Below are 20,349 nucleotides of genomic sequence, written 5' to 3' on the forward strand. Positions count from 1 at the left end.
AATTGGAGATCGGGCAGGGCTTTGGGGCACTGCCTTTTGGCCCGATCAAGGGGCAAATCTAGGGGCCCCAAATCAAATCGGACACAGCGGGCTGGGAGCCGAAGCCGCCGACCAGCCAGGCTGGAAGCCGCAGCTACGCACCGAAGGACTTGAACGCCTCGATCAGCCCGTGCGGCGCGTCAGCACGGAAGCACAGGTCGAGGCTCGCCACAGACTGAGCGGCCGAAGCCTCCGCACGCGGGAACATAGCTTCCTCGTGGACGGTCAACGCCTTCTCCACATCACCAGGGTGAGCGAGCAAAGCCGCAGCCAGGTCAGCGGCATCGAGCATCGCCAGGTTTGCCCCCTCCCCCGCGAACGGCGACATCAGGTGCGCCGCGTCGCCCATCAACGTCACACCCGGCACACGATCCCACCGGTGACCGACAGGAAGGCCGTGGATCTGGCGCGGGATCAGGGGGGCGTCGGAGTCGGCCACCAACGCACGCAGGGCGGGGTCCCAGTCGGGGAAGTGGGACAGGAACTCGTCGGCCAAGGTGGCCTGGTCGACCCTGTTCACCCAGTCGACGTCGGTCTTGAGTGCGCCGTACACGTGCAGCCCGCCGTCCGGCTCCCGGTGGGCCAGGAAACCCTTGTCCTCGCCCAAAGCGAAGAAGAAGCCAGGGCCGATCAGGGCCGCACTCTCCGGGTGTCGGGCGTCCGCGTTGTGCAACGCGGACTCCACGAAGGACAGACCCAGGTACTCGGGAACGGCAGGCGACACGAGTGGGCGGATCTTGGACCATGCGCCGTCCGCGCCGATGAGCAGGTCGGTGGTCAAGGTCGTGCCGTCGGCGAGGACTACCTCGTGCCTGCCGTCGGTGAGAGATGCGGCGGAGACGACCTTGGAGCCCCAGCGGATGGTGTTGGTGGGGATGGAGTTCAGCAGGAGGTCGCGGAGGGTTCGGCGGTTGATCTCCGGGCGGTCGCCGGTGCCGTCGTCTTCTCCTTGGACGTGGGTGACGGCGTGCTGGTCCAGGATGCGCATGGCCTGGCCGCCCTCGTGGACGTTGGCGCGGAACTCGTTGTAGAGGCCTGCCGCGCGGAGTGCTGCCTGGCCGGAGTCCTCGTGCAGGTCGAGCATGCCGCCCTGGGAACGGGTGGTGGGTGAGTCGTCGAGGTCGAGGACGGTCGTGTCGATGTCGTGGAGGTGCAGGACGCGGGCCAGCACGAGGCCGCTCAAGCCCGCGCCGACGATGAGGATCGGGTGGTGCATGGTGGTGTGCTCCGTTCGATGGCGTGTGGGTGGTGGCTGCTCGGGGAGCTAGGGCCTGGGGGTGTGGGCGATGCCGTTGATCAGCATTCGCAGGCCCCACGAGAGGCGCGCGGGTGGTGGGCCGGAGAGCAGGTCCTCGCCCAGCGCGGCGATGCGCGGGTAGGTGTCCGGGGTGGCCGCGCGCAAGGCCACGGTGAGGGCGTCCCAGTCCTCTTCGGAGCGGGGGACGACGTGTTCTGCCGCGTTCGCGGTGGCGGTCAGGAGGAGCAGGTCGATTCCCCATGACGCCTGGCCGTCCGGGACGCCGCCTTCGGCGAGCAGTTCCAGGAGGGCCTCGACCAGGGCGAGGTAGTTCGGGCCGGAGGGGCGGGCCACCAGTGCGGACGCGGCCAGTCCTGGATGGGTGAACAGGACTCGCATGTAGGAGCGGAGGACGTCCGCCAGGCGCTCCTGCCACTCCCCTGTGGTGTGGACGGGGGTCAGGTCTACCTCGCCCAGTAGTTCGTCGAGGACGGCCGCGTGGAGTTCGGCGGTGTTGCGGACGTAGACGTAGAGCGAGGCCGGCGCGGTGTCGAGGACGTCGGCCAGGCGTCGCATGGTGACGCGCTTCAAGCCCTCGGAACGCACTAGGTCGACTGACGCGGCGACGATGCCTTGCCGGGTCAGCGCGGGCTTGGCTGGGCGCTCGCGGCGGCTGCGGGTGGGTTCCGAGGTCATGGTGCGACAGTAGCGAACATGTTCGGTCCGAACAAGTACGGACCGAACATGTTCGGGATCTGGCTACCGGGCGCAGAGGGCGTGGTCGATCAGGTCGATCGTCTGGTCCTTGGTCGGGGCGGGGATGCCGGGCTTCGGGACCAGGGAGTCGGTGTTGATCGACACGACGACGCTGCGGGAGCCGTCCGAGGTGACTCCGTCACGGGTCTTGAAGCCGAGGATGTCGCCGCCGTGGGACCACGAACCGCCGCAGGCGTTGGGGGCCCACATCAGGCCGAGGCCGTAGCGGACGCCCGGCCAGGCCAGCTCGAAGCGGGTGGCGGGGACGGTGTCCTGCATGGCCTTGAGCTGCGCCGGGCGCAGCACCTTGCCGGACAGGAGGGCGCGGAGGAACTTGTTCGCGTCGGCCGTGGTGCTGATCATCGCGCCCGCCGCGCCGCCCCACGACGGGTTCAGCTCGGTCACGTCGATGTCCGGGCCGTCGGCGCTGAAGCGCTGGTAGCCGATGGCGTGCGGGCCGGGGATCGTCGGCTCGGTGTCCGGTGCGAAGGTGTCGCGCAGGCCGAGCGGGCGGATGAGGCGCGAGCGCACCTCGTGCTGCCAGGTGTGGCCGGTGACCTTCTCGATGACCATGCCGACGAGGGCGTAGTTGGTGTTGGAGTACTCCCAGTCCGTGCCGGGCTGGAAGGTCGGCGCCTTGCTCACCGCGAGAGCGACGGCCTCCTCGGCCGGGAGCGTGCGGTACCGGTTCTGCTCGAAGCCCTCCTGCGTGAACAGGTAGCCGAGTTCCTCCACGTAGTCGTGCAGGCCGCTGGTGTGCTGCAACAGCTGCCGCACGGTGATGCGGGACCCGTCGTTGCCGTTGCCGGTGACGAGTCCGGGCAGCCAGTGCTCCACGGTGTCGTCCAGCGACAGCCTGCGCTCGCCGACGAGTTGCAGGAGCGTGGCGGCCACGAACGTCTTGGTGTAGCTGGCGACCCGGAAACGCGCGTCCCACGGGACGGGGGTCTTGGCGTCGACGTCGCCGAAGCCGCTGCGCACCTTGGCGTTGCCGCCGGGGGTGACGAGTTCGACGAGGACGCCGGGAGCGCCCTGGTCGAGCAGGGCGTCGGCGTCGCGCTGGAGGGTCGCGGTGTTCGGGCGGTGGGTGGCCGAAGCGGGCACGACGGCCGCGCCGAGCACGGCCGTCGCCACCACGACCGCGGTCAGGGTTCGTTTCATGTCGACGACGGTAGGGACGCCGTGTGCGCTGGTCGTCGCCCTGGAACGGGATCTTGGTCTACCCCGCTGGGGGTAGGCCGCCGTCCGTCCACGGGCTGGCGACACGGCCTCCGCGCGCAGCTACCGTGACCCCGTGCGCGGAATCCTCAAGTCCGAAGTGGTGGACGTGCTGCTGGCGGTGGTGTTCACCGGGCTGACGATCGCGGCGGTGGCGGACGGCCCCGACGCCCGCGCCTGGCCCGCGTACCCGTTGGCCGCGCTCACCGTCGCGCCGATCGCGCTGCGGCAACGCGCGCCGGTGGCGACGATGGCCGTGATCGCGGCCGCACTGGCGACCTACAGCCTGTTCGGCTACTTCGACCACCCGAACTCCGGGATCGGCCTGCTGGTCGCGATGTTCACCGTGGCCACGCTGCGGCCCCGCCGGGTGGCGGCAGTGCTGTTCCTCGGGTCGATGGCCGTGCTGGCGATCGGGTCCGGGACGGGCGAGGTCGCGTCGACCTGGTCCACGATCGTCCAGGCGGTGTTGCAGATCCTCGGCGCGTGGGTGCTCGGCGAGAGCACGCGGCGGTGGGGCGAGCGCACCGAGCGGCTGGCCGAGCGGGCGGCGCGGGCGGTCGCGGACGAGCGGGTGCGGATCGCCAGGGAGCTGCACGACGTCGTCGCCCACCACATGGCGGTCATCTCGCTCCAGGCGGGCGTGGCCCAGTACGTCATCGACTCCGACGTGCCCACCGCCAGGGAGGCGATCACCACCGTCGGCGACACCAGCCGCGAGGCGCTGGCCGAGATGCGCCGCCTGCTGGACGTGCTGCGGCTGGAGGAGGGTGAGGACCTGGCTCCGCAGCCGGGGCTCGCGGCGCTGGACGAACTGGTCGAACGCACTCGCGGCGCGGGCCTGCCGGTCGACGTGGTCGTCACGGGCCGGGCCCGTCCGTTGCCGCCGGGGCCGGACCTGTGCGCGTACCGCGTGGCACAGGAGTCCTTGACCAACGCCCTCAAGCACGCCGGGCGGGCGGCCGTGCGGATCGACCTCGACTACGGCGAGCGGACCCTCACGCTCAAGGTCACCGACGACGGCACGGCGGCGGGTCCGCGGCGGGAATCCCCTACGGCGCACGGGATCCGGGGCATGCGGGAACGCGCCGAGCTGTACGGCGGCGTCCTCACCGCGGGCCCGGCGGACACCGGCGGCTTCGCCGTCGTCGTGCGCCTGCCGGTGAGCGAGGCGCGATGACGGTCCGGGTGCTGGTCGTCGACGACCAGGCGCTGATCCGCGCCGGGCTCGTCGCGCTGTTCACGGCCGCGCCGGGGCTGGAGGTCGTGGGTGAGGCCGCCGACGGCGCGCGGGCCGTGGAACTGGTCGACAGCACGAACCCGGACGTGGTGCTGATGGACGTCCGGATGCCCGTGCTGGACGGGATCGACGCCACCAAGCGGATCCTGGCCACCCCGCGCGAACGGCAGCCGCGCGTGATCGTGCTGACGACGTTCGACGTGGACGAGTACGTGCACACGGCGATGAGCGCGGGTGCGTCGGGCTTCCTGCTCAAGGACGCGCCGCCGGACCGGATCGTCGCGGCCGTCCACACCATCGCGGCGGGTGACGTGCTCCTCGCGCCGGGCATCACGCTGCGGGTCGTCGAGGCCTACACGCAGCACCACCGCACGAGCGCCGCCGCCGGGACGCGGCTGGCGGAGTTGACCGCGCGGGAGACGGAGGTGCTGCGGTTGGTCGGGAGGGGTCTCAGCAACGCCGAGATCGCGGTCCGGCTGGTGCTCAGCGAGGCGACCGTGAAGACGCACGTGAAGCGCGTCATGGGCAAGCTGCGGCTCTCCAGCCGCGCCCAAGCCGTCGTGGTGGCGTACGAGACGGGGCTGGTCGTGCCGACGGGGTCCAGGGGTTAGCCTCGAGCCATGAGCGGCACCCTCCCGGCGGCGACCTCCTCGCTCGACGAGATGGCCGACCTGATCGCGACCTCCATCAGCGAGGAGCTCTTCCCCACGCGGATGTCCGATGTGGACTTCCGGGACGAGGTGACGGAGTACGTGCGCTGCGCGGTGCGGACGATCGCCGCGATCAGCGAGGGCCAGGCCGGGATCGTGCCCGCCGCTCGCGCCCCGCAGTTCGGTCGGTGGCTGGCCGAGCAGGGCAGGCCGGTGAGCGCCGTGCGCGACGCGTACTGGTTGGCGCTGCGGCAGGTGTTGGACCAGTGGGCGGCCCGCCGCTGGACGTGGCCGGACACGACGACCGGGGTGCCGGTCGACGAGGTCACGCAGTTCACCACGGCCGCCTTCGACTTCACCGAACGCGGGATCGCGCTGGCCGTCGCGGCGCACGAGGAGGCCACGGCCGTCCTGCGGCGCAGCGGTGACCTGCGACGCCGTGACCTGGTGGCCGAGATCCTCGCCGACGACGCCTCCGCGTACTCGGCCGACCGCGACACCGCGCTCGGCTACCGGCTGGCGGAGACGCACGTCGCGGTCGTGATCGACACGGCGGACCGCGACCGGGCGGACGAGGTGCTGCGCCGGGCCCAGACCGCGTCCGGCGCGGCGAACCGGCTGCTGGTGCCGCTCGACCCGCCGGGGTGGACGGCGTGGCTGGGCTCCCCCGAGCGGATCGACCTCCGCGCCCTGCGGGACGTGCTCGCCGCGACCGGCCTGCGCACGGCCGTGGGCGGGCCTCGGCGAGGTGTCGACGGGTTCCGCCGCGCTCATGCCGAAGCCCGTCGGGCGGAGGAGTTGCGGCGCCTGCTGGCCGTGTCCGACGACTGCCTGGTGTTCGCCGACTTCGCGCTCGACTCCGTGCTGCTCAAGGACGTCGCCGCGGCGCGCGCGTTCGCCGAGGACCAGTTGGGCGACCTGGCCGCCGACACGGTCCGCGCGGAGCGGATGCGGGAGACGCTGCTCGCGTGGCTGTCCACCGGCTCGCAGACCACCGCCGCGGCCCGGCTCGGCATCCACCTGAACTCGCTGCGGCTCCGGCTGGCGTCGGCGGCCGAGGTGCTGGGCCCGGACTACCCGGAGCACCGGACGGAGCTCCTCGTGGCGCTCCGGATCCGCCGGGCGCTCGGCCGTGGAACTTCCCCAGTGGACGGCTCCTGACCTGTGCGGATCGCACGTTGTTCCACCCCGGCGGTCTTCCTAGCCTGGTGACGCGGGATTCCCCGCGCCACCGGGAAGAGGAGTTGGACCCACAGATGACGCAGGTGCAGACCGTGCGAGGCCCCGTGCCCGTCGAGGACCTCGGGACCGTCCTGATGCACGAGCACGTGTTCGTGCTCGACGAGGAGTACCGCCGCAACCACCCCGAGACGTGGGACGAGGACGCGGCCGTCGCCGACGCCGTCCAGCGGCTGCGGGCGCTCGTCGAACGCGGCGTGACCACCATCGTCGACCCCACGGTGATCGGACTGGGCCGTGATATCGAGCGCGTCGCCCGCGTGAACGCCCTCGTGGACATCAAGATCATCCCCGCGACCGGGCTCTACACCCTGCGCGACATCCCGCTGCACCTGCGCTACCACGGGCCGGGCACCCTGCTGGGCGGCCCGGAGCGCTTGGTCGAGATGTTCGAACAGGACATCACCGTCGGCATCTCCGGCACGGGCATCAAGGCGGCGTTCCTCAAGTGCGCCATCGAGGAGGAGCTGACGCCCGGCGTCGAGCGCGTGCTCGACGCCGTCGCCGAGACGCACGCCAGGACCGGCGCCCCGATCACCGTCCACACCAGCGCGCCGCACCGGACCGGGCTGGTCGCGCAGGAGGTCCTCCGCCGCCGGGGTGTCGACCTCGGCAAGGTCGTGCTCGGCCACAGCGGCGACAGCACGGACCTCGACTACCTGCACGAGCTGATCGACAACGGCTCCTACCTCGGCATGGACCGGTTCGGCCTGGACGTCCTGCTACCGACCGACGAGCGCGTCACCACCGTCGCCAAGCTCGCCGCGGAGGGCCTGGCCGACCGGATGGTGCTCTCGCACGACGCGTCCTGCCACAACGCGTGGTTCCCGCCGGGCGTGCGCGAGGCCGCGCTGCCCAACTGGCACTACACGTACCTGCACGACACGGTGATCCCCGTGCTGCGGGAGGCCGGCGTGACCGAGGACCAGCTGACCACGATGCTGGTGGACAACCCGAGGCGCTACTTCACGCCTTCGGCGTAGTCCTCGCCGCGTGGTCGGCAGTCGGCGAAGATCGGCTCGGCGGGGCATCCTCGGGAGGTGCGCCGAACGAGAGGAACCCGATGACCGACGCCCCGTGGTGGACCTCCGCCGTGGTCTACCAGGTGTACCCGCGCAGCTTCGCCGACTCGACCGGGGACGGGGTCGGCGACCTCGTCGGGATCACCTCCCGCTTGGACCACCTCCAGCGCCTCGGCGTGGACGTCGTGTGGTTGTCGCCGATCTACCGCTCCCCCCAGGCGGACAACGGCTACGACATCTCCGACTACCAGGACGTCGACCCCGTGTTCGGCACCCTGGAGGACTTCGACCGGCTGCTCGCCGAGGTGCACGACCGGGGCATGCGGCTGGTCATGGACCTGGTCGTGAACCACACCTCCGACGAGCACCCGTGGTTCGTGGAGTCGCGGTCGTCGGCGGACAACCCGAAGCGCGACTGGTACTGGTGGCGGCCCGCGCGCGAGCCGTTCACCGCCGGGGAGCCGGGCGCGGAGCCGACGAACTGGGAGTCGTTCTTCTCCGGTCCGGCGTGGACGCTCGACGAGGCCACCGGCGAGTACTACCTGCACCTGTTCGACCGCAAGCAGCCCGACCTGAACTGGGAGAACCCCGAGGTCCGGGCCGCGGTGCACGAGATGATGCGGTGGTGGCTCGACCGCGGGGTCGACGGGTTCCGGATGGACGTCATCAACTTCATCTCCAAGGACCCCGCGCTGCCGGACGGCGCCACGACCGGCACCGGCGGCCTGGGCAACGGGTTCCCGCACTTCGCGACCGGGCCTCGGGTGCACGAGTTCATCCGGGAGATCACCCGCGAGGTGTTCGCCGGCCGTGAGGGGAGCTTCCTCACCGTCGGGGAGATGCCGGGTGTCACGTGGGAGGACGCGCGGCTGTTCACCGACCCGAAGCGCGGCGAGCTGGACATGGTGTTCCAGTTCGAGCACGTGTCGCTCGACCACGGGCCGGGCGGCAAGTTCGACCCGAAGCCGCTGGACCTGCGCGACCTGAAGGCGTCGCTGGGCCGGTGGCAGACGGCGCTGTCCGACGCCGGGTGGAACAGCCTGTACTGGAACAACCACGACCAGCCCCGCGTGGTGTCCCGCTACGGCGACGGCAGCCGCGACTCGGCGACGGCGCTGGCCACGGTGCTGCACCTGCACCGCGGCACGCCGTACGTCTACCAGGGCGAGGAACTGGGCATGACCAACGCGCCGTTCGCGGGCGTGGAGGACCTGCGCGACGTCGAGTCGCTCAACCACTACGACCGCGCCGTCGCGGCGGGCCAGGACCCCGAGGAGGTGCTGCGGGCGCTGCGCGCGATGGGCCGTGACAACGCGCGCACGCCGATGCAGTGGGACGGCGGCGAGCAGGCCGGGTTCACCGACGGCGTCCCGTGGATCGCCGTGAACCCGAACCACACCCGGATCAACGCGGCCGCACAGTACGACGACCCCGACTCGGTGTTCCACCACTACCGCGAGCTGATCGAGCTGCGGCACACGCGGGCGGTCGTGGCGCTCGGCGACTTCACGATGCTGCTCGCCGAGCACCCCCACGTGTACGCCTACGAGCGGTCGTTGGACGGCACGCGGCTCCTGGTCGTGGCGAACCTGCACGGCACGGAGCAGGTCGTCGACGTGGCTCCGGAGTGGACCGGGGCCGATCTCGTACTCTCGAACACCGATGGGCACGAGATCGTCGCGGGCCGCGTGACGCTCCAGCCGTGGGCGGCGCTCGTGCTCGACCTGAGCGAAGGGCCTCGATGAGCGCGAACTGGGCCGGCAACGTCGTCTTCTCCGCCGACCGGCTGGCAGCCCCGACTTCCCTCGACCGGCTGCGGGAGGTCGTGGCGGACTCGGAGAAGGTCCACGTCGTCGGCGCGGGGCACTCGTTCAGCCGGATCGCGGACACCACCGGCACGCTGGTCTCGTTGCGGGACCTGCCCGCGACGGTCGAGATCGGGCCCGACCGGACGTGGGCACGGGTCGGGGCGGGTCTGCGGCTCGCCGAGCTGTCGCTCCTGCTGCACGCCGAGAGCCTGGCGCTGCACAACCTGCCTTCGCTGCCGCACATCACCCTCGTGGGAGCGGTCACGACGGCGACGCACGGCTCCGGCGACGGCAACGGGTCGTTGGCGAGCGCGGTCCGGTCGCTGGACCTGCTCACCGCCGACGGCTCGCTGGTGACGCTGGCGCGGGGCGATGAGCGGTTCGCCGGGGCCGTGGTGTCGTTCGGCGCGCTCGGGGTCGTGACCGCGCTGGAGATCGACGTGGTGCCCGCGTTCGACGTGGAGCAGCGGGTGCACGAGGACCTGCCGTGGGACGTGCTCGCGGCCGAGTCGGACCGGCTGTTCGCGCAGGCGTACAGCGTGAGCGTGTTCACCGACTGGCGGGAGTCGTTCTCCGCGTGGGTCAAGCGCCGCACGACCGACGCGCCCGCGGACCTGTCGTGGACCGGCGCGCGCGAGGCGACCGAGCAGCGGCACCCGATCCCCGGCGTCTCGGCCGAGCACTGCACGCCGCAGCTCGGCGAGCCCGGACCGTGGCACGCCCGGCTGCCGCACTTCCGCGCGGAGTTCACGCCGAGCGCCGGTGCCGAACTCCAGTCGGAGTACCTGGTCGCCCGGCCGTTCGCCGCCCAAGCGCTGCGGGCGCTCAAGGAGCTGGGGCCGGTCATCGCCCCCGTGCTGCTGACGGCGGAGATCCGCACCATGACGGCCGACGACTACTGGCTCAGCCCGTTCCAGGGGCGGGACAGCATGGCGTTCCACTTCACCTGGGTCCCGGACACCGAGGCGGTGCGTCCGGTGCTGGCGCGCATCGAGGAGGCCCTCGCCCCGTGCTCGGTCCGGCCCCACTGGGGAAAGCTGTACGAGCTGGAGCCGAACGACCGGTACGAGCACTGGTCCCGCTTCGCCGGCCTGCTCGCCGACCTCGACCCCGAGGGGAAGTTCCGCAACGAGGTGGTCGACCACCACTTCCCGCGCACGTCGGACTAAGGGCAGCTCACGCGCTGGCCCACGCGTCGACCAGGGCGGCCGGGTAGCGGTCGCCGTAGGAGCCGTGCGGCAGGATCTCGTGGACCAGTGCCAGGTCGGCCGCGGTGAGGACGAGGTCGGCGGCGGCGACGTTCTCGGCGAGCCGGGTCGTGCTGCGGGTGCCGGGGATGGGGACGGTGTGCTCGTCCTGGGCGAGCAGCCACGCGAGGGCGAGCTGCGTCACGGTCGCGCCCCTCGACTCCGCCAACTCGGTCAGCCTGGCGATGGCGGCGACGTTGGCGGTGTAGTTGTCGCCCTGCCACCGGGCGTCCGTGCGGCGCATGTCGCCGTCGGGGTACTCCGCGCCCGGCCGGACCGCCGAGGTCAGGAAGCCGCGGCCCAGCGGCGAGTACGGCACGAAGCCGATGCCCAGGTCGCGCACGAGGGGCAGGATCTCGTCCTCCACCTCGCGTTCGAAGATCGAGTACTCGGTCTGGAGCACCGACACGGGGTGGACGGCGTGGGCGCGGCGGATGGTCTTCGGGCCCGCCTCGGACAGGCCGAAGTAGCGGACCTTGCCCGCGGTCACGAGGTCGCCGACGGCTCCGGCGACGTCCTCGATCGGCACGTCCGGGTCGACGCGGTGCTGGTAGAGGACGTCGATGTGGTCGGTCCGGAGGTGGCGCAGGCTCTGCTCGGCCACCTCGCGGATGTGCTCCGGCCTGCTGTCCAGGGCCGTGCCGATGGCGGCGGGGTCCGACAGGTCGAAGCCGAACTTGGTCGCGAGGACGACCTCGTCGCGGAACGACTCGACCGCTTCGCCGACCAGGGCTTCGTTGGTGCCCGCGCCGAGGCCGTAGAGCTCGGCGGTGTCGAAGAACGTGACGCCCAGCTCGTGGGCGCGGCGGAGGGTGGCGATGCTGTCGGCCGGGTCGCCACCGGGGCCGTACGCCATGGTCATGCCCATCGTGCCCAGGCCCAACGCCGACACGGTCAGGCCCTGCGCACCAAGAGTTCGCTTCTGCATGTCCCCCACCCTGCGCGGCCGTACGACGTCCTGCCAGCTCAGGACGAACCCGGGCACGGCATGACCAGGCAGGGCGGCCGCGGCGTTCGTAGAGTGGAGCCGTGGCACGGGACAGGGCAGAGCTGGGCGCGTTCCTCCGCTCGCGGCGCGACCGGTTGACGCCGGCGCAGGCGGGCATGGAGCCGTTCCCCGGCCCCCGACGCGTTCCGGGGCTGCGCAAGGAGGAGCTCGCGGTGCTCGCGGGCCTGAGCCCGGACTACTACAGCAGGCTCGAACAGGGGCGTCAGTCGACCATCTCGACGGCCGTGCTCGACGGGCTGGCGCGGGCGCTGCGGCTGACCGAGGTCGAGCACGCCCACCTGGTCGACCTGGCCGAGCCGACGGCGCGGCGGCGGGCGACGACCGTGGTGCCGGTGCAGCGGGCCGATCCGGGGCTGCTGCGGCTGATGTCGGCGCTGGACCACCTGCCGGTGCTGCTGCTCGGGCAGCGCACCGACGTGCTGGCGAGCAACGCGCTGTTCAGCGCGGTGCAGAAGGAACTGGAGCCCGGCTCGTCGCTGGCCCGGTTCCTGTTCCTCGACCCAGTGGCGCGCGAGCGGATCGTCAACTGGTCGTACTTCGCCTCGAACACGGTCGCCACGCTGCGCCGCGAGGCCGCTCGCAGGCCGCAGGACGGCAGGCTGACGGCGTTGATCGACGACCTGCGGGCCGCCGATCCGGACGTGGCGCGGTGGTGGGACGACCACCAGGTGCGCGACCACGCGTCGGTGCGGAAGCTGATCAACCACCCCGTCGGCGGCGACCTGGTGTTCGACATCGAGATCGTGTCCGCGCCGCGGGACCCGGACCAGCAGTTGATCGTCTACACGGTCGAGCAGGACTCCCCCACGGCGCGGGTGCTGCCGCTCCTCGCGAGCTGGCATCGAGACGCGCGAGTTTCGTAACCCCTAGTCCACTTGACACCGATCTCGTCGGACCGGACGCTGTGGAAGCGCTCTCACCGATGGCGGTCGGCCCTGGCGCACGTCCTTGTCCGCGCCTCCCGGCGACAGCCCCTCCAGCTCGGTCCGGGAGGCGTCAACCCTGCCCGCGGAACCGAGGAGATCCCTTGCGCACCACAACGAAGTGGTTGAGCGCGCTCTCAGCGCTCGCCGTGGCGACATCCGTCGCCCTGGCCGCCACTCCGGCGGCGGCCATCGGCCCCGACCTGCTCCCGCTCACCGTCACCAACAACACCGGCCGCTCCGACGCGGTGTACCTGTACGTGCTGGGCACCGACATCCGCAACGGCCGTCTCGGCTACGTCAACCAGGGCGGCGGCTTCACGCCGTGGCCCGCCGGCAACATCCCGCCCTCCCCCGCGCCGGACGTGTCCATCGCGGGGCCCGGCAACGGCGGCAACGTCACCGTGCGCGTGCCGCGGTTCATCTCCGGCCGCGTCTACATGTCCTTCGGCGAGAAGCTGAAGCTGTTCCTCACCCCGGACGGCTTCGTCCAGCCCGCGCCGTGGGCCGGTGACGCCAACAAGAACATCCTGTTCGACTGGAGCGAGTTCACCTACAACGACTCCGGCCTCTGGCTCAACAGCTCGCAGGTCGACCAGTTCGCCGTGCCGCACGCGGTCACGGTGACCGGGGCGAACGGCGCCACCAAGCGCACCGGCGACCTGGTGAACAACGGCCGCGACACCGTGATCAACGCCGTCCGCAACCAGCCCGGCTGGGGCAACTCGGTCGTGACCCGCTCCGACGGCACCGTGCTGCGGGTGCTCGCGCCCGGCAAGGCGGCCGGGGCGGGGCTCATGGACGCCAACTACCTGGCGCCCTACATCGACCAGGCGTGGGGCGCGTACGCGAGCAAGACGCTCACCGTCGTGCCGTTCGGCGACCAGCCGAACATCAAGTTCTTCGGCCGCACCTCGGGCAACACGATGAACTTCACCAACACGTCCGGCCAGCAGGTGGCGTCGTTCCAGAAGCCCTCCACGGCCAACGTGTGGGGCTGCGACGGCAACCTCGCCGCACCGAACGACCAGGTGGTCGGCCCCATCGCCCGCACGTTGTGCGCTGCGCTGCACCGCTCCACCCTCGGCCGGATCGACACCCAGCCCGGCGGCGGCCCCGGCGACTTCTACCAGGGTTCGCTGACCGACCACTACTCGCGGATCATCCACCAGAACATGGTGGACGGTAAGGCCTACGGGTTCGCGTTCGACGACGTGCAGGCCCAGGAGTCCCTGGTCCACGACGGCGACCCGCGCGCGGCGGGCATCGTCCTCACCCCGTTCGGCGCGGGCGGCGGCGGCAACCCGCAGCCCACGACGAGCAGCATCGTGAGCGACTGGCACGGCAAGTGCATCGACGTGCCGAACTGGAACTTCAACGACGGCCAACGCCTGATCGTGTGGAACTGCACGGGCGGCACGAACCAGAAGTGGCAGTTCGTCGACGGCACGCTCCGCACGGAGAACAACAAGTGCATGGACGTGGCGTGGGGCTCGACCGCGAACGGCGCGGCCGTCCAGATCGCCACGTGCAGCGGCAACGCCGCCCAGCAGTGGGTGCTGAGCGGCGCGGGCGACCTGGTGAACCCGCAGGCCAACAAGTGCGTCGACATCGCCGACTGGAACCCGAACAACGACGCCGTCCTCCAAACCTGGGAGTGCGGCGGCACAGCCAACCAGAAGTGGCACCGCGCCTGATCCGGTGACCGGTTCGGGGCGGGCAACGCGGCCCGCCCCGAACCCGCCGAATCGCGGATTCCGCAAGAATGCCCACCCGAGGGGCACTGGTGCACGAACTCCAGCACTCGAACCTGAGCGCGTCGATGGACTTCGTGGTCCTGCACCAGGAGCTGGAAGGACCAGTGGTCCTTGCACCTTGGCGCGACGATCCCCGTCCACTGGGCGGGCCACTGCAGGGAACTACGAGTTCAGGAGCGTCGCCGAGTTCTGACACGGCGACACGACATCGCTCCAGCTCCAGTTGGTGGACGGCGACCTCGCCTGCGACCTCCGGGAGATCCAGTTTTCCCGAGCACTCGGTGTCTTGCCGCAGCAGCGAACCGACGGAACTCGGACGCGTGTTCGTGGCCGCCACGTTGGCCCATGTGACCACCTGCTCACCTGCCGGTCGCCGTGGGAGCGGCTCAACAAGCGCTGGTCGCTTGGCGGCAGCGGCGAGGGAACCACGAAATGGATCGGCAGCGACGACGTGGACGGGTCGGGCGCGCGACCCGATCAGCTGGCGGCCTGGTTGAACGGGTCCGCCAGCTGATCGGCGTGGTCAGAGCTGCATCGTGTCCGTGTCGCAGTTGGCCCGCGTGTACTGGCCGGCGGCGATCGTGGCCGGGTGGTCCTCGCCCAGCACCGTCCGCAGACCCGCCACCGCCTTGGTGTGCATGACGGCCGCCGCTGTCTCGTCACCGAGACCCGCAAGGTCGAGCGACAGGTTGAGCGTGACGGCGAGGGTGGACGGGTGGGTGGCGCCCAGAACTCGGGTCGACCGCTCGAGCGTGTCCTCGTCGAGTTCCCTGGCGGCCTGGTGATCACCCAGCGCGGCCAGGTCGCTCGCCAGGTTCGTCGCGCTCACGAGGGCGAACGGGTGGTCGCTGTCGAACACCTGGCGCAGCGCGTCCATGGACATCTCGTTGAGCGCCCGAGCTTCCTCCACCTCCCCGCGCAGGCGGTGCGTGACCGCGAGGTTGGAGGCCGCGATCAAGGTGTACGGATGGCGCTCGCCGCGGATCTCCTGGAACAGCCGGTGGCTGCGAGCCGCGAGCCGCAACGACTCGGCGAGATCACCCGAGTGGCGAAGGTCGGCGGACAGCGTCATCTCCGCGGTGACCGTGTCCAAGTGCTGGGGACCGTGCCTGCGGCGGTAGCGGTCCAGGCAGTCCTCGGCGCGCTTCTTCGCCTCGACGTGGTCACCTGCCTTGCGCAAGGCGACCGCGAGGTTGCGGCTCGCGCCGATGGTGCCGGGGTGGTCCTCGCCGAAGATCTCGATCTGCTGGTTCAACGCGTCGGTCTGCATCCGCGCGGCCTCGATGTACCGGCCGCATTCCCGGAGGTCCATGGAAAGCCCGTTGAGCGAGCTCAGGGTCAGCAGGTGGTCCTCCCCGAGCACCGCCGTCCTCCGCCGGAGGTTGTCCTCGTCGAGGTCGCGAGCGTCGATGAACCGGCCCATCAACCGCAGGCAGCCGGACAGGTTGTGCGCGTATCCCAACGTCGTGGGCTCGTCCGCGCCGAGAACCTGGCGTGCGCGGTCGTACACGACCTGCTGCAACTCCAACTCCTCGGCGAACAGGCCCTGGGAGCGGCGGTCCGCGGCGATGGTGTCCATGATCTTCAGGATGCCCTCGTGGTCTTCTCCGACCACGAGCCTGATCGCCTCGTAGGTCTTCTCGTTGAGCTCGATGGCTTCCTTGATGGACCCCAGCCTGCGCATGGCGGTCGCGTAGAGGCGGGTCATCTCCAGTGTGTCCAGGTCCCGCTCGCCGAGGCTCTTGCGCCACGCGGTCATCGCGTCGAACGCGAAGTCCTTCGCACCTCCGTAGTCGCCGCTGTTGAGCAGGTACGAGACGAGGTTCTGGATGAGGACCCTGACCCACTTCTCGTCGCACTCCACGGCCTGCGACATGGCCGCGTGCGGTAGGAGCTCGGCGTAGCGCGGCCAGTTCGCCGACGCGTCCGGGTCGCCGGGATCGCCCTTCACCAGCAGGATGTGGACGGCATGGCGCATGTTGCGCCACTCGTCCTCGTTCAGGCGGTTCTTCAGGACCGTCTGAACGAGACGGTGCAGCTGGAGGGTGCCGTTGCGGTGGTCGAGCTTGGCCAGGCTGTACCTGCTGATCTCGCGGATGGCGCGGTTGAGCTTGATCGGGTCGCTGAGCGCCTCACTGAGGGCCTCTGGCACGGGTGCCTCGCGGACGCCGCTGAAAAGCCTGCGGGAAATGGGTTCGAGGCCGAAGAACGCGCACACCTGGAGCAGCTGGAGTGCTGCTCGGTGCTCGTTCTTCAGGCGGTTGAGCGGGACGTTCCACGCGGCGGCCACGGGGAGCTGGTAGCCGCTGGCGGTGCCTGTTTCGAGGAGTTCGGTGCGGTTCTGATCCAGCAGCTCCAGGTACTCGGCCACCTCCATGCCCGTCTGGGCGCGCCAAGCCGCGGCCTGCTCGATCGCCAGGGGGAGGTCGCCGAGGGCTTCGGCCAAGCGGTCGGCGTCGGCGTCCTCCAGTGCGCCGCCGCGGCGGTGCAGGAGTTCGACGCTCTCGGCGCGGGTGAAGAGGTCGACCTCGACCGCGCGGGCGAATCCGCCCCATTCGGCGTTGCGGGAGGTCACGATGATGTGGCCGTTGCCCGCCGGGAAGAACGGGCGGACGTCGTTCGGGCGGTCCGCGTTGTCGAAGACCAGTATCCAGCGTGAATAGGGCGTGCCCAATCGCAGCGCTTCGAGCACGGCGGGAACGGCGGTGTCCGCCGACGACGTTCCCTGAATGCCGAGCTTCTTGGCGAGTTCGACGAAACTCGTCTTGATCTGCGACTGGTGTTCGGCCGAAATCCACCACACGACCTGGTACTCGGAAGCGTGCTGGTAGATGTACTCGACGACCGCCTGGGACTTCCCCACACCGCCCATGCCGTGCAGCGCTTCCGGCAGGACGGCTGTGGGTCCTTGCTGCGTCAACCGGACGCGGAGCCGTTCCAGCAGCTCTTGCCGTCCGACGAAGTCGGGATTGCGCAACGGGATGAGCCCCCAGATCTGGGGTTGGCTCATCCCGTTGCATCGCATGTCAGCCGAAAGAGGGATTCCCGATGCGGTCACGTCGTCGACTCCTTCGGGGTGCGACTGAACCTCGGTCGCGTCACTGGATGGCCGAGGATCTGGTTTGGTCAAAACTTTCTCCTGCTCCACACTATGAATCGATACAGAAGCGGGTGCGCTGAACAAACGTGTCAGTGCCCGGCCCAAGTCTTTTAGCACGAGCTAGGCGTGGTCCGCTAAGTGCGGGAACACAGCGGACTGCGCCGCCAAAATGGGAACTTGTCGTCCGTGGGATCGGGATCCGAAGTGTAGTCGGCAGGACGAGCATGGTGTTCGCGTGGTTCCGGTGGTCAAGAGCTCCTCTCGGACGCCGTCGACGAAGTCCTGGGTGGCGACGCAGCGGCCGCCAGAGGCCACCGTGCGACACAGCGGCTCGGCCGGCATCAACTTCGCGAGCACGGACAGGTTCGCGTTGAGCGGCAAGATCCGCTGGACGAGGGAGATGAGCCGCAGGTTGAGCGGCGCCGCCGCCAAGAAGCCCGCCAGCTGGAACACGGACACGGACGCGATCGTGCGGAACTGGCGGACGAGACCCGCGGTGGTGGTCGACGGGCCTGCTCGGCTCGGACCGCCCCTCCATTCGGAGGGCGACGTCCTCCACCTCTGGGCAGATGGGTGTCGCCAGTCACCTCCCGGCCGGGCAGTTCGGCGACGTCCGAGTGGTCTTGGAGCAGCCTTCTTGGGCTTCGATTCCTCACGCGGCGGAATCAGCGGATTCGGTAAGTCACCGGGAACCATCGGCACTCGCAACGTGTTGGAGGGCCGTCGCCATCGCCTAGAGAAGGTTCGCCCATTCGTGATCGAACTGGTAGGCGTCGGGTGACCATTTCGACGGCCAGGTGCACCGCGTCAAGCAACTAGTCGGACGACAGTTCGCCACTTCCACGCCACGCTGCGGGAATTCGGAAATGAGCCAGTTCACGTCGGTCCCATCGAAGTGGGGCGCCACCATGCTGCCAAGCTGCTCGTCGTCGGGCCGCCGAAGTGCGGCCTCAAACAACGCCACAGGAAGGCGGGCGGGAATTCGCGTTCGCCGTTACTGGTCATGTTGGTGATCGGGAATTCCCGGCAGCGGACGACCTCGTCCATCAACAACACCCTCGGCAGGCCGTCGAGCAGCAACGCCGTGCCCCGCGGCTTGGGCACGGCCTGCGGGGACGCCGAGCGGATAGCAAGTGGATCACCGATCCGGGCCCGCACTTTTCGGGGTCATGCCCAGGGTGGTTCGGACGGCGGAAGGTCGGTCAGCCCCCGGCGACGGCCGAGTCGACGTCCGGGTAGAGCTTGATCACCTTGTCGAGCGTGGTGAGGAAGATCGGGGCCGCCACGGCTCGGGTGGGGGCCACTGTGCGGAGTTCGATCTTCTCCGTTTCGCCTCGGCCGTGGAACTCGACCAGCATGGCCAGGCCCACGGAGGCGAAGAAGGTCACGCCGGTCAGGTCCAGCACGACGGCGGGTTGGTCGGCGGTGAACGCCTCCTCCAGCCAGTCGCGTACCTTCGGCGCGGTGTCGACGTCGACCTCGCCCTCCACCGTCACCAGCGCCACCCCGTCGCGCACCTCGTGACGGCCGGTGATGGTCTCGGTCTCGGCCGCTTCGGCCTGCTCAGTCCCCATGGGACGAACCTAGTGCCGGGCAGGGCTGTCCGCACTTCGCGGGGCAGGTTGTCCAACCGGACGATGATCCGGGATCAGACCGGGGAATGACCAGGACCAGCCGATCGACCGATGCGGGAATCACTCGAACGGCGGCAGGCTCGGAGGGACACCACCCGACCGAGACAGGACCGCGATGACCAGCCCGCTCGAGTTGTCCCTGATCAGCGGGCCGGTTCCCGTCGTGGTCGCGGTGTGCGGCGTGGCGGCGGGGGTGTTCCTGCTCGTCGCGCGGCGGCGGACGTGGTGGACGCGGGTGGTCCCGGTCAGCGTCGCTGCCTGCGGGGTGCTCGCCGTCGGGGTCGCGGTGGTCGTCGACCACGTGTGGCGGCCGTTCCCCGAACCCCTGCCGACGATCGTGCCCGCCGCCTTGGGCGTCGGTGTGCTGGGCGTTGTGCTCGCGGTCGCCCGCTGGCGGCACGACCGGTGGCCCTCGCGGGTGCTCGGCGCGGTGTCCGCGCTGGTCCTGGTCGTGAGCGGGCTGTCGGGCGTGAACCAGTACTTCGGCGAGTACTCGACCCTCGGGGCGGCGCTGAAGAGCAACGACACGGTCGCGCTCGACGTGGCCGCGAAGCCCGCGCCGGACGTCCTGCCGGTGCCCGCCGGGAAGAAGCTGGCCGACGTGTGGACGCCTCCGGCCGACCTGCCCACCCGTGGCACGGTCTCCGAGACGCCCATCCCGTCGAGCACCGACTACCGCCCCCGCAAGGCGCTGGTCTACCTGCCACCCGCCTACGTCGCCACGCCCCGGCCGCGCCTGCCCGTGCTCGTGCTGCTGTCCGGCCAGCCCGGTTCGCCGCACGACTGGTTCGACGGCGGTGAGCTGGCCAGGCACCTGGACGCCTACGCCGCGCGCCACCACGGCCTCGCGCCGATCGTGGTCGTGCCGGACCAGCTCGGGGCCACCACGGCCAACCCGATGTGCCTCGACTCGAAGCTGGGCAAGGTCGAGACCTACCTGGCCAAGGACGTGCCCGCGTGGATCAAGACCCGCCTCCAGGTCGACGAGTCGCGGCGTGCGTGGACGATCTCGGGCCTGTCGCAGGGCGGCACGTGTTCGTTCCAGCTCGCCGTGCGCGCGCCGGGGGTCTATGCGCGGTTCATCGACGTCTCCGGCCAGCGGGAACCGACGCTCGGCTCGCGCAAGGACACCGTGAAGGCGGCGTTCGGCGGTGACGAGACGGCCTACCGCGCGGTAAACCCGGTGGACGTCCTGACGAGGACCCGCTTCCCCGACACCGAGGGCATGGTCGTGGCGGGCAAGAACGACTCCCTCTACCGAAAAGACGATCGAGAGGTGTACGAGGCATGTCTTCGGGCGGGGATGGATGTGCGCTGGCGGGAACTGCCCGGCGCGCACGACTGGACGGTCTGGCGACCGGGGCTGGTCGACGCGCTGCCCTGGCTCGGGGAGCGCACGGGCTTGGGCGGCTGATCCGCCGCTACCCGTTCACCTCGGCGGCGCTCGCGGTGCTGTGGGTGGTCGGCGCG

The 20,349-nt window shown here is 70.5% G+C and carries 18 protein-coding genes; 10 read left to right on the forward strand and 8 right to left on the reverse strand.

Going from position 1 to position 20,349, the window contains the following annotated elements; all coding sequences use genetic code 11:
• Positions 1-133 precede the first annotated feature (133 nt).
• The 3 genes from ACFWW9_RS29780 to ACFWW9_RS29790 form a co-directional block, all read right to left on the reverse strand.
• On the reverse strand, positions 134-1,255 hold the full coding sequence (locus tag ACFWW9_RS29780; protein WP_390384727.1) for an FAD-dependent oxidoreductase: 1,122 nt from the start codon (positions 1,253-1,255) through the stop codon (positions 134-136).
• Between the two features lie 48 nt (positions 1,256-1,303).
• On the reverse strand, positions 1,304-1,972 hold the full coding sequence (locus ACFWW9_RS29785) for a TetR/AcrR family transcriptional regulator (protein WP_390384729.1): 669 nt from the start codon (positions 1,970-1,972) through the stop codon (positions 1,304-1,306).
• Between the two features lie 63 nt (positions 1,973-2,035).
• The gene (locus ACFWW9_RS29790; protein WP_390384731.1) at positions 2,036-3,193 is read right to left on the reverse strand and encodes a serine hydrolase domain-containing protein; all 1,158 of its coding nucleotides are present in this window, start codon (positions 3,191-3,193) and stop codon (positions 2,036-2,038) included.
• Between the two features lie 133 nt (positions 3,194-3,326).
• Here ACFWW9_RS29790 and ACFWW9_RS29795 point away from each other — a divergent pair, with 133 nt between their 5' ends.
• The 6 genes from ACFWW9_RS29795 (at position 3,327) to ACFWW9_RS29820 (ending at position 10,378) form a co-directional block, all read left to right on the forward strand.
• Entirely contained in the window at positions 3,327-4,430 is a 1,104-nt protein-coding gene (locus tag ACFWW9_RS29795; protein ID WP_390384733.1) for a sensor histidine kinase, read from the forward strand.
• On the forward strand, positions 4,427-5,101 hold the full coding sequence (locus ACFWW9_RS29800; RefSeq protein WP_390384735.1) for a response regulator: 675 nt from the start codon (positions 4,427-4,429) through the stop codon (positions 5,099-5,101). Before ACFWW9_RS29795 ends, ACFWW9_RS29800 begins: the two co-directional genes overlap by 4 nt.
• A gap of 9 nt (positions 5,102-5,110) precedes the next feature.
• Positions 5,111-6,301 (forward strand): PucR family transcriptional regulator, encoded by a 1,191-nt coding sequence (locus ACFWW9_RS29805; RefSeq protein WP_390384737.1) that lies wholly within the window; start codon positions 5,111-5,113, stop codon positions 6,299-6,301.
• Positions 6,302-6,396: 95 nt separating this feature from the next.
• Positions 6,397-7,362, forward strand: coding sequence for a phosphotriesterase (locus ACFWW9_RS29810; RefSeq protein ID WP_390384739.1), 966 nt, complete (start codon positions 6,397-6,399; stop codon positions 7,360-7,362).
• Between the two features lie 80 nt (positions 7,363-7,442).
• Positions 7,443-9,146: an alpha-glucosidase gene (locus ACFWW9_RS29815; protein WP_390384741.1), complete on the forward strand. Its 1,704-nt coding sequence runs from the start codon at positions 7,443-7,445 to the stop codon at positions 9,144-9,146.
• Complete coding sequence (locus tag ACFWW9_RS29820) at positions 9,143-10,378, forward strand: FAD-binding protein (protein ID WP_390384744.1); 1,236 nt, start codon at positions 9,143-9,145, stop codon at positions 10,376-10,378. The genes ACFWW9_RS29815 and ACFWW9_RS29820 overlap by 4 nt, the downstream gene beginning before the upstream one ends.
• A gap of 7 nt (positions 10,379-10,385) precedes the next feature.
• Here ACFWW9_RS29820 and ACFWW9_RS29825 read toward each other — a convergent pair whose 3' ends face one another.
• On the reverse strand, positions 10,386-11,384 hold the full coding sequence (locus ACFWW9_RS29825; RefSeq protein WP_390384746.1) for an aldo/keto reductase: 999 nt from the start codon (positions 11,382-11,384) through the stop codon (positions 10,386-10,388).
• A gap of 101 nt (positions 11,385-11,485) precedes the next feature.
• On the opposite strand from ACFWW9_RS29825, the gene ACFWW9_RS29830 reads away from it, so the two are divergent.
• The 3 genes from ACFWW9_RS29830 (at position 11,486) to ACFWW9_RS29840 (ending at position 14,642) form a co-directional block, all read left to right on the forward strand.
• Positions 11,486-12,328 carry a helix-turn-helix transcriptional regulator gene (locus ACFWW9_RS29830; RefSeq protein ID WP_390384748.1) on the forward strand — a complete coding sequence of 281 codons (843 nt, stop codon included), beginning with the start codon at positions 11,486-11,488 and terminating at the stop codon, positions 12,326-12,328.
• A 164-nt stretch (positions 12,329-12,492) separates the two neighbouring features.
• On the forward strand, positions 12,493-14,085 hold the full coding sequence (locus ACFWW9_RS29835) for a beta-1,3-glucanase family protein (RefSeq protein ID WP_390384751.1): 1,593 nt from the start codon (positions 12,493-12,495) through the stop codon (positions 14,083-14,085).
• Positions 14,086-14,153: 68 nt separating this feature from the next.
• On the forward strand, positions 14,154-14,642 hold the full coding sequence (locus tag ACFWW9_RS29840) for an aKG-HExxH-type peptide beta-hydroxylase (protein WP_390384753.1): 489 nt from the start codon (positions 14,154-14,156) through the stop codon (positions 14,640-14,642).
• Between the two features lie 26 nt (positions 14,643-14,668).
• On the opposite strand, the gene fxsT is transcribed toward ACFWW9_RS29840, so the two are convergent.
• The 4 genes from fxsT to ACFWW9_RS29860 all read right to left on the reverse strand — a co-directional run bounded on the left by fxsT (position 14,669) and on the right by ACFWW9_RS29860 (position 18,819).
• Entirely contained in the window at positions 14,669-17,155 is a 2,487-nt protein-coding gene (gene fxsT, locus ACFWW9_RS29845; RefSeq protein ID WP_390384755.1) for an FxSxx-COOH system tetratricopeptide repeat protein, read from the reverse strand.
• A 210-nt stretch (positions 17,156-17,365) separates the two neighbouring features.
• Positions 17,366-17,704 carry a hypothetical protein gene (locus tag ACFWW9_RS29850; protein ID WP_390384757.1) on the reverse strand — a complete coding sequence of 113 codons (339 nt, stop codon included), beginning with the start codon at positions 17,702-17,704 and terminating at the stop codon, positions 17,366-17,368.
• 417 nt (positions 17,705-18,121) lie between these two features.
• Positions 18,122-18,292: a hypothetical protein gene (locus ACFWW9_RS29855; RefSeq protein WP_390384759.1), complete on the reverse strand. Its 171-nt coding sequence runs from the start codon at positions 18,290-18,292 to the stop codon at positions 18,122-18,124.
• A 155-nt stretch (positions 18,293-18,447) separates the two neighbouring features.
• Positions 18,448-18,819, reverse strand: a complete 372-nt coding sequence (locus tag ACFWW9_RS29860) for an STAS domain-containing protein (protein ID WP_390384762.1) — start codon at positions 18,817-18,819, stop codon at positions 18,448-18,450.
• Between the two features lie 175 nt (positions 18,820-18,994).
• Between ACFWW9_RS29860 and ACFWW9_RS29865 the strand changes: the two genes are divergently transcribed.
• A complete protein-coding gene (locus ACFWW9_RS29865; RefSeq protein ID WP_390384764.1) occupies positions 18,995-20,293 on the forward strand; it encodes an alpha/beta hydrolase in 1,299 nt (432 codons plus the stop codon).
• The last annotated feature ends 56 nt before the right edge of the window (positions 20,294-20,349 follow it).

It is taken from the genome of Umezawaea sp. NPDC059074 (assembly GCF_042738955.1).
Classification (GTDB): Bacteria; Actinomycetota; Actinomycetes; order Mycobacteriales; family Pseudonocardiaceae; genus Umezawaea.

Coding starts and splice junctions, on each gene's coding strand:
- ACFWW9_RS29780 (WP_390384727.1), bottom strand. CDS start 1,255: ATGCACCACCCGATCCTCATCGTCGGCGCGGGCTTGAGCGGCCTCGTG.
- ACFWW9_RS29865 (WP_390384764.1), top strand. CDS start 18,995: ATGACCAGCCCGCTCGAGTTGTCCCTGATCAGCGGGCCGGTTCCCGTC.
- ACFWW9_RS29825 (WP_390384746.1), bottom strand. CDS start 11,384: ATGCAGAAGCGAACTCTTGGTGCGCAGGGCCTGACCGTGTCGGCGTTG.
- ACFWW9_RS29820 (WP_390384744.1), top strand. CDS start 9,143: ATGAGCGCGAACTGGGCCGGCAACGTCGTCTTCTCCGCCGACCGGCTG.
- ACFWW9_RS29805 (WP_390384737.1), top strand. CDS start 5,111: ATGAGCGGCACCCTCCCGGCGGCGACCTCCTCGCTCGACGAGATGGCC.
- fxsT (WP_390384755.1), bottom strand. CDS start 17,155: ATGAGCCAACCCCAGATCTGGGGGCTCATCCCGTTGCGCAATCCCGAC.
- ACFWW9_RS29790 (WP_390384731.1), bottom strand. CDS start 3,193: ATGAAACGAACCCTGACCGCGGTCGTGGTGGCGACGGCCGTGCTCGGC.
- ACFWW9_RS29800 (WP_390384735.1), top strand. CDS start 4,427: ATGACGGTCCGGGTGCTGGTCGTCGACGACCAGGCGCTGATCCGCGCC.
- ACFWW9_RS29785 (WP_390384729.1), bottom strand. CDS start 1,972: ATGACCTCGGAACCCACCCGCAGCCGCCGCGAGCGCCCAGCCAAGCCC.
- ACFWW9_RS29815 (WP_390384741.1), top strand. CDS start 7,443: ATGACCGACGCCCCGTGGTGGACCTCCGCCGTGGTCTACCAGGTGTAC.
- ACFWW9_RS29855 (WP_390384759.1), bottom strand. CDS start 18,292: ATGGACGAGGTCGTCCGCTGCCGGGAATTCCCGATCACCAACATGACC.
- ACFWW9_RS29860 (WP_390384762.1), bottom strand. CDS start 18,819: ATGGGGACTGAGCAGGCCGAAGCGGCCGAGACCGAGACCATCACCGGC.
- ACFWW9_RS29810 (WP_390384739.1), top strand. CDS start 6,397: ATGACGCAGGTGCAGACCGTGCGAGGCCCCGTGCCCGTCGAGGACCTC.
- ACFWW9_RS29840 (WP_390384753.1), top strand. CDS start 14,154: ATGCCCACCCGAGGGGCACTGGTGCACGAACTCCAGCACTCGAACCTG.